Annotated in this window: 6 protein-coding genes; all 6 read right to left on the reverse strand. The window is 42.5% G+C overall.

Translation table 11 applies throughout. The features are described 5' to 3' along the window. Positions 1–49 precede the first annotated feature (49 nt). Positions 50–2,773 carry a metallophosphoesterase gene (locus L1D51_RS15965; RefSeq protein WP_239964165.1) on the reverse strand — a complete coding sequence of 908 codons (2,724 nt, stop codon included), beginning with the start codon at positions 2,771–2,773 and terminating at the stop codon, positions 50–52. A 115-nt stretch (positions 2,774–2,888) separates the two neighbouring features. Beyond that, positions 2,889–4,319, reverse strand: coding sequence for a peptide MFS transporter (locus tag L1D51_RS15970; protein ID WP_054561940.1), 1,431 nt, complete (start codon positions 4,317–4,319; stop codon positions 2,889–2,891). Positions 4,320–4,563: 244 nt separating this feature from the next. Further along, positions 4,564–8,376: a cellulose synthase subunit BcsC-related outer membrane protein gene (locus L1D51_RS15975; RefSeq protein ID WP_239964166.1), complete on the reverse strand. Its 3,813-nt coding sequence runs from the start codon at positions 8,374–8,376 to the stop codon at positions 4,564–4,566. After that, the gene (gene bcsZ / locus L1D51_RS15980; RefSeq protein ID WP_239964168.1) at positions 8,367–9,482 is read right to left on the reverse strand and encodes a cellulose synthase complex periplasmic endoglucanase BcsZ; all 1,116 of its coding nucleotides are present in this window, start codon (positions 9,480–9,482) and stop codon (positions 8,367–8,369) included. The genes L1D51_RS15975 and bcsZ overlap by 10 nt, the downstream gene beginning before the upstream one ends. Next, the gene (gene bcsB, locus L1D51_RS15985; protein ID WP_239964170.1) at positions 9,482–11,731 is read right to left on the reverse strand and encodes a cellulose biosynthesis cyclic di-GMP-binding regulatory protein BcsB; all 2,250 of its coding nucleotides are present in this window, start codon (positions 11,729–11,731) and stop codon (positions 9,482–9,484) included. Before bcsB ends, bcsZ begins: the two co-directional genes overlap by 1 nt. Then, a partial coding sequence (gene bcsA / locus L1D51_RS15990) for a UDP-forming cellulose synthase catalytic subunit (RefSeq protein ID WP_239964172.1) occupies positions 11,728–14,258 on the reverse strand: 2,531 nt, incomplete at its 5' end. The genes bcsA and bcsB, both read right to left, overlap by 4 nt.

Raw genomic sequence — 14,258 nt, forward strand, 5'->3', positions numbered from 1 at the left:
CAATAAAAAAGGCCTGAAATGGCCTTTTTTATTAAGTTGATTGTATAGCTTAGTTTACAGTTTGGCGCGCTTTGTTAAAAAACTTGCTGCGTTGTTGTAACCAAGGGTTATTCATAATTTGTGGCGCAGCTTGATAATGGCGCTCAACCACTTGGTTTAAGGTACGGGTTGATTGCGTAAAATTAAGTTGCTGCTGTGCAGCACCCATATTAGCAATCTCGGCATCTGTCATTGCACGACCAGCAAATAACAAGGCGTTTAAGTAACCCGGCTTAGTTTCGTAGTCATTATCGGTTAAAAGTAAGGCCGCACCGTTGATTGCCCAGCGCTCATTGATTTCACCTTCATCTTTAATACCAATCAGCTCGCCATCAAGATAAATTTTTAGTGCCCCGTTGTTTGGAGCAGCATAAAACACAAAAGCAATACGGTGCCAGCTGTTTGCTGTAAGCTCGCCAAAGTAACCACTGTCACTGGTGGCAATACCGATGGCGTTATCTCGGCTAACGTAAAGGTCTGCGTCATCACTGTTAGTGATATCGGTTTGTAGTAATGAGCGCCACTCATTGGTGCTTTGTTCTGGCCACATAATATCCATCACTAAGGTGTAATCAGCGATAAGCCCTTCAGTTTGGTAATCACCGTTTGCAGCACTATTAGCCGTTAAGGTTAAGCCTTGCGTTGGGCTATGGCGAGCAAAGGCGAGCACGCCTGAAGCACCGTTTGGTAAATCAGCAATTTCAAGCTCACTGGTGGTGGCAAATTGGCTATCTTCTGGCCCCCAATTTTTGTCTTCAGGGTCATAAAAGCTGAGTGTTGCAGGGCCAAAGTCACTGCTAAAGCCTTGCTCAGGGTTATTAAAATTCCATACTGTGACCCCATCATCTGCTTTACACGCATTAAGCATTTTATCGGTATCGATATATAAACATTGGCTGGTGCGTGCTCGCGCGTAGTTATCAAGTAGCCACCAACTTTCAGCGACCAATTGTGCTTCTAAGTTTGGCAGAGCTGGGAAGAACAACTCGCTATTTAGCGCTGGGCCTTTAAATAGAGCAACGAGGTAAGTGCTTGCATCATCAATGTTATCTGGCACTAAAGAGACCCATTCTGGCTGGCTTTCGAGCATGCTTTTCAACTGGCTGCCAGTCACCTCAACTTGATAAATTGAATTAAAGCCCGGGGTATTCGATGGTTGGCGTTCAACCTTAAACGCGGCATGAAAATCTTCTTGGGTTAATGTACCCGGTAGCCAACGATCTTGTACTTGGCTTGCATCTAGTAACGCTGCATCAATAGCAGGGAACTGCTGCATAGTTGCTTTGGCTGTAATCGTGGTGAGTTCTTCTGCAGTGGGGTAGTTTTCTGAAACGGCAATTTCGGTGTTTGCATCTGGGGCATAGCGACCCATGATTTCATCGATAGCGGCCTTAGTGCTTTCATCTCGGCTTGTAATGCTGGTGGTTGCGACGGTATTGTAATCAACATCTGCAAGAGTTTTGTCTTCAAGGTTAAAGGTTAAGGTAAGATCCGTTAGACCTTGTGCAAAAAAGTTTGGCTGAATAACAATACTGCCGTTATCTAAGGTTTGATAACTTTCACCGCCATGGGTATGCCCACCAAGCACTAAATCAATTCCAGTAACATTTTGTGCAATGCGGGTGTCAGTGCCTTCACCTAAGTGACTGACCATGACCATATAATCAACATCTTGACGGTATTGGTTAACAAGCTGCTCAGCCACTTCTTGCCACTGCCAATTCATTTTGAAATTAGCGATAAAATCAGGAATTGGCTCGTCTTCAACTGGTTCATCAAGTTCATTCCAAGGCACTGAAGTCATGCCAAAAAAGCCGATACGAAGGCAACCTACTTGAACAACAGAAAAATCAACACCGGCAAACGGCGTATCATCGCTACCATCATATTCGGTGTTACTTGAAAGCACGATGGCATTATCGTCATCGGCAAAGTCCAGTAGTTGCTCAGGTCCCCATGCATAGTCGTGGTTACCAATCACACGTACGTCAAAGGCCATGGCTTTTATTGCTTCGACTGTGGCTAAACCTTGTGATGTTTGTTCTGCTACGGTGCCCTTTTCATAATCGTCACCGCCATTGGTGAATAAGGTGTTAGGGTTTTCAAGTTTAGCTTTGTCGTAGTAACTTCGAATACGGCTGAATAACTGCTCTTTAAAGCCAAAGCGCGCGTGTAAGTCAGCAACATGAATAAAGCGTACTGTTTGGTTACTGGCAGTGTCATTACATTGCTCGCCAATGGTTTTACTGGCTGCAGGAACGGTGCGAGACATTAAAGCAAAGCTACCAAATTCTGTAATAGCACTGACTGCAAATCCATCATTGCTTTGTTCTGTACTGAGAGTTTGCCATTGCTCATCGACTAACTGCACTATGCTAAAAGCAAGGTTGGTTTGTTCATCTGGTAATTTGATCGCTAAACTTAATGGCTCAGCAAATATCAGGTTATTAGGGCGAAAGGTATGAATACTCGAGACAATACCTTGCTCTATATCCGTGCTTGAAGCGCTCGTCTCAGTGTAAGTAAATGTGGTGTCTGTTGTGACTGTGTTACTTATTGCATTAAGTGTGACATCGCCCTGTGCAAATTCAGCCGATAAACCATTTTCAACAGAAATAATTAAACCAGACTGATCAGGAGCTGTTGCGACTTCTTTTGTTGTTTTATCGCCACCGCATGCTGTTAGTAATAAGCTGGTCAGAATAATAACCAGTAGTTGAGTGTTAGAGCGCACTTACTCAGTTCCTTTGCAAACCAAATTAATATCAGAATATAGTATCAGTTTTAAGGACGCTGAGGGAATAGGGGAGAGAGAAATTCCCCGCAGCGGGTGCTACGGGGAATAAGTATTATTGCTTTTCAGCTGTCACTTCTAGCTCTTCAGCTAGGATGTGCTCAGTAGTTTGTGGCTCGTGTTGACCTTCAGCACCGTGCATCCAAGCAACTAGTTTGTCACTTAGTAAGTACATGATCACAGCAGAAAGAACCGCTGTTGCGCCTAAACCAATGAAGATACCCATCGCGTTGTCTAACGCTTCTTCACCTTCACCTAGGAAAGAACCTACGAAACCTGCAATCTTGTTTGCAACCGCTGTACATAGGAACCAAATACCCATAAGCATTGAAGCTAAACGTAGAGGTGCAAGTTTACTTACCATAGATAGGCCAATTGGAGATAAACATAACTCACCTAGGGTGTGGAATAAGTAGAATAAAACTAACCACATCATGCTGATTTGTAGGTGCTCACCTTGACCTTGTGTCATAAGCGCTAGGATCATAGTAATGAAACCTAATGCTAAGAAAATAAGTGCAATAGCAAACTTAACCGGTGAATTTGGTTCACGTTTATCAAGTTTCAACCAAATGATGGCAACTAATGGTGCAAAAACAATGATGAAAATTGAGTTTAAAGATTGGAACCAAGAAGCTGGTACTTCAAAACCAAGTAACATACGGTCTGTGTAATCGTTAGCGAAAAGGTTCATTAAACCACCCGCTTGTTCAAAGCCCATCCAGAAGATGATGCTGAATACACTCATAGTAAAGATAACTTTAATACGGTCAGTTTCTACTTTAGTTAGTGGCTCTTTAGTGTTTGATTCAGACTGTGCTTGAGAAAGCTTAGCAGAAGGCACAACACCGATATCGCCTAAGTATTTGTTGCTTAATGCAAGCTGTAAAAGTACAGATAACACCATACCAACACCAGCTACGATGAAGCCCCATTGCCAGCCCATTGCAGCTGCAGCATAACCCGCAACTAGAGGGCCTAATGCACCACCTAGGTTGATACCCATGTAGAAGATAGTGAACGCGCCATCACGACGTTGATCACCTTCTTTGTATAGATCACCTACCATAGTTGAGATGTTTGGCTTGAATAAACCGTTACCCACACAAAGAAGTGTTAAACCAATGTAGAATACGTTTTCTTCTTGGCCAGCTAAGTAGCTGTGTGGGATACCCATAGTGAAATGGCCTGCAGCCATCAATAAACCACCAAGGATAATTGCTTTACGTTGTCCTAATACGTTATCGGCTAACCAACCACCGAATAGTGGGGTGATGTATACAGCCATTGTGAAGGTACCATAAAGGCTTAATGCGTCTGCATTTGACCAACCAAAACCACCTTCTTGTACAAGCGCTACTAAGTATAAAACTAAGATGGCGCGCATGCCGTAATAACCGAATCGTTCCCACATTTCTGTGCCGAACAACAGGAATAACCCTTTAGGATGCCCTAAAAAGTCACCTGCTTTAGGTAATGAACTCATATTTACTTCCTAACTCTAAGTTTTTATTTGAGGCCTTATTGTTTTTGCTTTGGTCGTTCTATGTATTTATTTAGTGAACGGGCGGCCATGTTTTTTGATGCAGCTAAGATAATGGTTTGTTGCTCAAGTTTTGTACTTGAAGGAAAGGGACACACCCTTATCCTAGCTACAAGTGCGCTACAGTATACATAGACCTTATGGAGAGGGGAAGAACTTGCGACACTTGCCCCTTGTGATGCGACAGTTAGTAGCTTGCATAAGGCACAACAGGTTTACCCGGGAAAGCCAGTTCGCTATACACCGGATTAAAGTAATAACGAAAGTACAGCTGAGCATAATTCGGCTCGTAAAAATCGGCTCTATCTAAGTTGACGTAACCACCAAAGAACCAATGAGGCGTGAATCGATACTCAAAACTTGCCCCTAAGTTATACGATAAACCATTGCTGGTATCGCCTTCAAAGTAAGGTACAACGCCCGTAACAGCTGTTTGAGCCTCTGCTTGGCCTTGCAAAATAGGGTCGTTAGGAAAAAATGCGATGTCGTCTGTCGTGGTGGTTGACCAAGATACGCCAGCGCGCAGTCGGTATACAAAATTATGACCAACTCGCTTATCAAAAATCACAGGTAATGAAGCGCCCAAGTAGTTTTGTGGACTGTAATAGCCACCATGTCCCCAGGTTTCTTCACTTAAATTATACTTATACGACCAGTGTAATAAGTTAAGGCCTAGACTTAATTCGGTGTTTCTTTCGCGAATATAACGATAATAACTGCCACCCATTAGGCTGTAGCTTTGATTATCTTTTACGTTTTTACCTTGCAAGATTTGATAGTTAGTACTGCCCCAAAAACCCCAATCTAGGCCAAGGTCATGAGATAGACTAAGTTGTAATTGCGTAGCTCTAACACCGCCCCATATTTGGTTGGTAAAGACATCTTCTAGTCCGGCGTAAGATAATACAGAGCTGGTAACCGGGCGTTTATTAAAGGTAACGCCATAACCAAAGTCGCCTAAATCACCATTGTAATTAACGCCCCACACGATATCTTCGACTAAAAAGCCAAGTGGAGTGGTACCAACATCAATTCGCCATTGCTCGTTTTGCCAAGCAAGGCCAACATCCATACCTTGTTGCTTTGGTTTTATACTTAAAAGTGGGCAGTCAAAAATACACAGGGCTCCTTGACCATAGCGGCTACCAGCAAAGGTTTCATCAAAGCGGGTTTCTTGGCTCGATATTGTCATTGGGTCTAATTTCACAATCCCAGTGCCACCCCATAGCGGGAAACCTGCTTCAATAGGCGTTGCACCAGCGCCCAGTGTGGACTCATTTTGTGTGCTGGTTTGGCTACTTAAGTTGATTGCAGCAGTGATATACGCTTGCTCATCGCGGTCAATACCTTGCAATTGACGCTTGGCATTATTGACATACCAAGCTTCATTTTCATCAAGGGCATACAGTTCATAGTTCTGCTCATCGCTTAAGGTGCTCGTTGCCGTATCTGGATCAACTGCAGCGCGGTACCAGCTTTGAGCAAGCGTAGTTTGTTGCTTAGCTTGCGCAACCGCTGCTGCTTGATAATAAAGCTCTTGGTTGTTGTTTGATTTAGCTAGCAATTGCTCAGCTAGATTTATCGCACTTTGTGTATCTTCAAATTGTTCAAGGGCTGCCATTAATTGCTGCTGACGATAGTTTTGCTCACTTGAAAGCTGATTAATTTGCCCAGCAATGATGCGATCTGCTAAACCATCTCTTTGTTGCTGACGAGCAAGTGTCGCAATAGCTAAAGCAGTATCCGTTGACACAGTTTGTCCTTTTGCAACGTGCTGCTCAAAGCGGATAATGGCCTGATTACTATTGCCTTGCTCGATATGAGCATTGATCAGCGCCTCTGACAGTTCTGGGTTATCAGGGTAACGTGTTGCAAGCTCTGAGAGCTTAGCAACTCGTTGGTTACTATCATTAAAGCGATTAACGTAATTAACTTGTAGTGCTAACCATTGTGATTGCTCTGCATCGGTTGCGTTACTCGGCAGTTGATAGTCTGCAAACCAGCTATCAGCAGCGTTTTTATCGTTGCTTTCAATTAGCCAATTTGCATATGTCATGTGCCAATATGGGCTCAAACTTGGGTCACGAGTAAGAGCTTTTTTCAGTTGCCTTATTGCATACTGCTGCTCATTAATTTGTTGCCATTGACTGGCAAGCTCAGCTTGCATTAAAGGTGTTAATGGCTGTGCTTCTAACTCGGTGAGCTTATAAATCACCGTGGCTTTATTCGTGGCTGTATTGTTGGCAGAGAGCCTTTCTAGTTTGGTATTAATACTTAGCTGCTCTGTAAGCACATTAATTTGTTCAGTGCGCGCGTTATTAGGAATGTATTCTAAGGTTGCCAGTGCTCCTTGGTAATCGTTCAACGAACGTAAAAATAGTGCATGGCTATAACGCAAATCTGCATCTAGCGGAAATTGCCACAAGGTTTTTTTATACAGAGCTTTGGCATGATCAACTAAACCTTGTTGTTGATATAAATTTGCAAGGTCGTAGTAAAGCCAGCTTTGACGTGGGCTTTGTTTGATTGCCATAAGTAGCACATCAACTGCTTCATCTAGCTTACCTTCAGCAGTAAGCTCATCAGCGCGGGTTCTCAGTTGCTGTGTTTGTAATAGGGTATAATCTTCAGCAATTAATGCCTGTTGCTGACGAGTTAAGCCATTATAAAAACGATGACTACGAGCATAATTACCATCTGAGGCGGTCAATTCAAGCATGGCACGCAAAGTAGGCTGTTGCAGAGGGTCGTCTTTTAGCACTTGCTTATAAAGGTTCATCGCGTTTTGAAGTTGGCCTGCTTGTTTGGCAAGTTCTGCGCGGTAAAACAATACCGTATTAGGGTCTTCATTTAAGGTGTCAGCTAAATCCAGCTTAAGCGCAGCCTGTTTGAGTTCATTGCTACTCATGGCTGATTTAGCTTCATCTATGTATTGCCAAAAACGAGCAGTATTGGCGAGGCCTTTTAACACCGTTATACGGTTTGCATCTATGCTGTATTTTTGAGCTTTTTTAAAGTACTGGTAAGCATTGGCATTGCGACCTTGCCTTAAATTCAATAAACCTAAGCTATTGTATATTTCAGGATCTTGAGGACGACCTCGCAGTGCTTTATTAAAAAGCTTTTCTGCTGTATCAAAGTGGCGTTTTTCAAGTTCGACACTGCCCTTAAGCCATGTCTGATACGCAGGGTCTGCTTGCTTTTTTTGTTCAGCTAAATGCGCTTTCTTAAAGTCACTAAATTGTAGCTGACCCTTACTGCTTTTAGGGTAAGCTGCAAAGTAACGCTGATATTCACGCTCAGTTTGTTTATTAAGCGGCATATCTTCAAGGGCTGCAAGCCACGCAAACTCAGCTTCAACACCATATTGGTTGCTGTGTGCATAATGGCTCAGTAATTCTATGGCTTCTTTGTTTGTTGGGTTTTGCTTTAACAGATGTCTTGCGTAGGCAAGCTCAAAACGGCCACTATTTGGGTAGCGTTTCAGTAAAGAACGATAACCGCGCAGTGCTTGCTGATATTGATTTGGATCTTGAGCAAGCCAGTTTATGTGCTCCAGCTCATATTCAATATTAGGGTAGGCGGATTTAAATAGCCGATTGTAGATTTTTACCGCGTCACTGTATTGTCCGGCCCTGGCACGAAGCCTGGCTTGTTGAACCGCTTCTTTGTCTTGGTTATTGACGCGTGCAAGTAGGGTTAAGCTTGTTACGCACGGATGTGATAGGTTACTAAGCTCTGCTAAATGCGCATTGGCTTTGTCGGTTTCTTTGAGGCTATATAAAACGCGCACCTGGGCGCATTGCACTTGAGTATTTTTAGGTGCAATGCTTTGCAGCTTTTCTAAGCTGTCGCTCATCAATTGATTATCACGTTCAATTTCACCAAGTTGTACTTGGCTAATTAACCAATCAATTGATTGACTATCAAGGTCTTTTTTTATTGCTGCGGATGCACTGGAGCTTGCTAAAACTGCAGCAAGTAGCCACTTTATCGGCATTCATTGCTCCAGTTAGTTGTTAAAGCCCCGTTTTTATCAATACTAAAACGTTTGTTCAATGTGCTGTTACCAAATAAATACAACACGCTGTCGTAGTAGCGGCTGGTGGTAAAGCGGGTATCCATCATTATTTGCTGTTGTAAAGCTGTCACAGTTTGTGATGCATTATCTTCAGCAAGCAATGGCAATAAGGCGGCAACAAAACCACTTGGGGCGTTGCCTGCCGTTTTGCCTGAGACTGCATTGATTTCTAATGGCACTTTGCCTGAAGAAACAATGCTATCAACAAAAGGTTTAAACTGCTGTGTAAGGGCATTTTTATAGGTGGCATCTTCTGCCATCATACTGGCCCAAAGGTAGACGCGGATCGCATTATAACTACCTGTAGCAGGGGCGCTTTTATCATGATAAAAGCCTTTTTCCACGCTGTAATTAACCCAATCAGGGCTCACGCCTTTTGGTGCTGTATCTATTAATAACTGCGCCGAGTTATCGTGTAATGTTTGCCAAGGCGAGTGCGGGTATAGGTGTGCAAATTGCGCAAATATAAATAGCGGTGCATAGCTTGGATTTAATTTCCAGCTACTGTCTTTTTCAAAGCCTGTTGGCCCAGGTAATAGAGTCAGACCGAGGTTTGGTATTTGCGCTGTTTCTTCACGAATGATGCGCTCAGCAAGCACTGAGCTGAGCACTGCGTAGCGTCTTTCATTCCATAAGATAGCTGCTTGCGACAGGGTATAAGCAATCCATAAATCTGAATCAGAAGCTGGATTTGAATCAAGGATTTGTCCTTGATTTTGCTTTATTCCCCATTGCCACGCTGGTAAACGGGTACTTAAATCACCTTCAGAAAGATGTACTTCAGTCCACTCAAGCAACTTATCGAAGCTGGCTTTATCATTGGCAAGTAAAGCAAAGAATAACGCATAAGATTGCCCCTCTGAGGTGGTAATACTGTAATCACTACCCAAATCAATTACGCGTCCTTCTGGTGTAATGAAGTGAGTTTTAAAGTTATTCCATTGCGGCCAAGCGCTGCAGCTTAACTGAGCTAAGGCGTTGCTTGAAAAAACAAAAACGAATAGTAAAGAAGCGATAGTTTTCATTATGCCTGATCTCCTTCAGATAAACGTTTTTTGGTAAGTAGCGCGAGCACTCGCCACAACATAAATGAAATAAGTAATAGGGTTAGTAGTGATAGAATCGCTAACAATACTGGGCGGTCTGAAAAGTGGAACCAAATGAGGGTATGAATAGGCACGTGACCGACAAAATACTGTTCATCGGTTTTAATCGTTTTGATGCCTTGGCTATTGATAATGGCTGAGCTTCCCATTATTTGAGCTGTTTTATCATCATTCAGTAGAGCATCAGTGAGAAGTGCAAAAGCATTTTCATTACTGGCAATCAAAGAGACTACTGAGCGGTCTGAATCAAACGGTGACTGGAACCCAGACATCACGGCTAAACGACCAATGCTGCTTATATTTACTTTAATTTTTTCAGCACCTTTAGTGTCGTAGGCACCATTATAGATAGCTTGATCAACAATGCGTTGGTTGTTGTTGATAAGCACACTTAGGGCGCTGTCTTTGGCAAGTGAGTTTAAGAAAGAGTCAGGCTTACCAATAATAATAATGTCTTTATCGTTTAGCGCCAATTGGTTACTTGGAAATTGAATGTCTAAACGGTGCGCTGGGTAGCCTGTTATGGCACCCAAATGACCTGTGAAATTAAGCAATAAACTAATCGCGTTAACTGAGCTGTTAGCTTCCATTACAAGCGTACTTTGGTGTAAATCGGCATATTTGGTGAATGGGAAACCGCCATTTGCAAAGGCGCGTAGGTTTGGCATGGCAATATAGTGATGGAAGTCACTTACATCAATGGTAGAGCTGCCATCAATTGCACCAAATTCACCGCCTGCAGGAATGGCGCTACACTCACCGGTTTTTACGACTGCAAAATTAAAATCATAAGTAAGCTGGTTATTTGTTGTTAAATCTAACCCTGTTAGCTCAAAGTCTTGACGAGTTTTGGTTGGATTGAATTCAGATAAAAGCGGTAACAAGGTATCGGTTGTAATCGTTTTACCACCTTCGTTATCAAGAATAAAACCATCCACAAACTTACCGTTAATCAACATATTCAAACGCGACAACATGTTTTGCTCAACAGGCGTGTTGCGGTAATTCAAGGTAATAGGAATACCATTTTCACGCCAAGTGAATAAATCTGGTGCAAAACGCAAGTCTAACCGAACAGGTAGACCGCGATAGCCTTCCGATTGCAGCTGAGTTGGGTATTCAATAAATTCATCAAAGCTTACTGGGCGATCAGAACGCACCCACAGTGGCGCATCGTAGGCTTCTCGAAGCGGTAAGTTGCTAATTGCATCAATGGTTGCACTGCGACCTGTCATTACTTTATAGCCAAAGACTAAACCTACTACGGCTTCTTTCAATTGTGCTGTGTCTTTACCTAAAACAAGCAGTACTTTGGCGTAGCGCTGAGTAGGGCTGCTGATAATTTCTACAGTTGGCTTTTCAACATCAGGGTAATTCAATAAAAAATCAGGCTTGTTGTCGTTTGTTGCGAATACGACACTATGTTCTGTCGGTGTTGCATTAATTTGCACAGGGAACTGTGCTTTGCGCCATTTTGCTTGAGCGCCAAAAAAGCTTGATAGTGCAGCCGCTGCTTCGAGTGTGTTTTCATCAGGTTGTGACGCAAACACAAATGGCAAAGTGACCTTGTTGTAATCTCGCGAATCAAAAAATGGTGCAGGGAAATACTCAAGTAAGCTTTCAAGAGCAAGTGACTGACGGTCAATAGAAATACGGCTGCTTTTACTAAGCTCGGCCCATATTGTTTTACTATAGTCATCCTGACAAACCAGATCGTAAAAACCGACTAGTTCGAAGCGAATTTGGTTAAAATCTTTAATTAGCTTAGGGTTAAGAACAATGCTGCGCTCAGAGACTGTGCCAATTGGCGTTGTCTTATCATCAATAGGTAGCACAGTGACAAGGTTTTCATTTAAGAAAATTTTCAAATGTGAGACACGGCCAATAAGTGATGGTGAGGTTGTGTATGAAAAGTCTAGAGTCAGTTTTTTCCCTAATTTATCGAGGCGGTTTGTAAAATCAACACGGGTACTATTACTCACTCCATCAAGCTTGAACTTGCTTAAACCAAGCTTTTCAAAGCTTAGCGTCATGCTTTCAATTGGTGCTTGCTCTGGGTAACCATCATCAAAAATCGCTTTATTAGAGAGAGGCTCAGCACTTATCGCCCAGCAGGATATGCCGAGTGTGCCAAAAGCTAATAACAAGGTTAAAAAAGTTTTTATCATGATGTTTTTAGTACTTTTGTTGGTTTTTTAGGTAATAGCGACGCCACAAAGTACAAGACTCTTGATGCAAACGCAATCGCGGGTCTTAATTCATTTGGGGCATGGAAAATCAAGTTCTTAAAGCCTCTTAGACTGGTATAAAAAACGTGAGAAAAGCTGTATGAAGGCTTGTCGTGTTTAAAGTTTTCTTGCCAATCAAGCCAAGCATCAGCACGTGAGAAAGTGCATTGAATAAAGGCTTTTTGTTTTTCTAAATCTAAATCCCTGAGGGTAAGACCCAGTTGTTTATCGCGGGTGTTACAAATATAAGTTGGGAATGAAAACTGCTTCAAGCCACGGCTCATGAGTAGCTCGACTTTATCATTTACACGGCAAAGGTGATTATGGTCAGTTTCAAGACCAACACCATTATTTGAGTAGTCCGTAATTTTTACTTTAATAGTACGGCCATTAGCAAGGCGAATAGCTGCAGGGAAATTTGCTTTAATGCGGTGTGAGCTGCGTACTTGTTTGGCTTCAGCGGCAACAGCCACAGCTGCACCTAAAATTATCACGTTATAGCTTGCCCACAGCATGCTAATGACGAGTACGCCTATTTGTGAACTATCGCCGAAGAGCAATCTAAACACGCCGTAGGTCATACCCAAAACGTTAACAAGCAACAAGATTATATAAGGCTTTGAAATCGTCCAATCGTAGTGATCTTGCTTGTTTAAACCGCCTTTTTCAGTCACGTTAAATTTACCCTTATTCGGGTTGATAAGCGCAACTGTCGTGGGTTTTAAAATATACCAAGCAAGTACTGACTCATAAACTTCGCCCCAAAATGAATAGCGGTATTTACCTTGAATTCGAGAGTTGGTTATTTTTACCTGTAACAGGGTTGGCACAATATAAAGAAAGATGGCAACAAACGGTGCATAGATAATTTGCGCATTAAAATAAATTAATGCCAGTGGCGCTGTTAAGAATACAATTCGCGGAATGCCTGATAAAAAGTGCAACATAGCGTTTAAATAGCACAAGCGCTGTGCGATATTTAGGCCCTTACCAAACAGCGGGTTATCTAATCGGAATATTTGTGCCATGCCGCGTGCCCAGCGAATACGTTGACCAACGTGGGCAGATAAACTATCTGTAGCTAGGCCGGCGGCTTGTGGAATATTAATATATGTTGTTTTGTAGCCAGCGCGCTGCATTCTTAGCGCGGTGTGGGCATCTTCAGTGACGGTTTCTACGGCAAAACCACCGATTTCTTCAAGGGCACTGCGCCTTAAAACAGCACACGAACCACAAAAGAAGGTCGCATCCCACATATCATTGCCATCTTGAATTAAGCCATAGAACAACATATTTTCATTTGGGATTTTACGATGGTTTTTGAGGTTGCGCTCAAATGGATCGGCAGAAAAAAAGTGGTGAGGTGTTTGTACTAAACACACTTTACTGTCATTGATGAATTGTCCCATTGTCATTTGTAAGAATGAGCGAGCAGGGATATGGTCACAGTCAAAAATAGCAATGTAGTCGCCATTAGTTACTTTCATCGCATGGTTCATGTTACCGGCTTTGGCATGTTTGTTATCAGGGCGAGTTAAATAACCAACACCAATTTGCTTTGCGAATTCGGCAAATTCAGGGCGCTTACCATCATCTAAAATATAAATGTTAAGCTTATCTGCAGGCCAGTCAATACTTTGCGCGGCGATTGTTGTTGGCTTCACAACATCAAGCGGCTCGTTGTAAGTAGGAATATAAATATCAACTGTTGGCCAGTTTGTTGTATCTTTATCTAAAGCGATCGGTTTACGGTTTAATGGGTTGATGGTTTGGAAAAAACCTAAGATCAGTACCAACCAAGCGTAGCTTTCAGCAAGCAGCAAACCAATCCCTAGGGTAAGGGCTAAAGGGTCACCCCAGTTAAGAGTGTCAGTGTAGCGCCACCATAGATAACGTGTAGAGGTTGTAACAGAAAGGGTGATCATCACAATAGTGGCCATTTTCCCTTCAACCCGCCTTAGAGAATAAGCAACAACCAAAATTAAACTAATGAACACTGCTTGCGCTTCAATACTAAATGGCACGGTTACAAATATAGCCACCGCAAAAATAATGAGAGTGAAAAAAGCGACCTTTAAGGTGCTGTTTCTCCAAAGTGGAGAGCGACTCACTGCTTTATATGATTTAGTTTTTGTTTGCTTTCTAGCAACTAACCAAAGCCCTTTAAAAGAGCGTACTAGTTTACTGTCTGCCAGTCTCAATAAGCGAGCTGATCGCGTGATTTTACGCCAAGATTTACGCTGCTCAACGGCGATATGTTGCTGTGAGGTTGTGGTGGTATTGAATAGCGCAAGGTACACACTTTGCAATGCAATCCGAATGCAATTGCTTGGTGTAAGTACTGGTTGAGAAACATGAGGATACAAGCGTTTAAGTTTAAGCTTTAACTCACGTTTTTTATTATTTTCTAATTTAATAAACAATGACAAAAAAAGCACAAAGAAGGGGAGTAAAGTCGCTCCCAATA

It is taken from the genome of Pseudoalteromonas shioyasakiensis (assembly GCF_022398475.1).
Classification (GTDB): domain Bacteria; phylum Pseudomonadota; class Gammaproteobacteria; order Enterobacterales; family Alteromonadaceae; genus Pseudoalteromonas.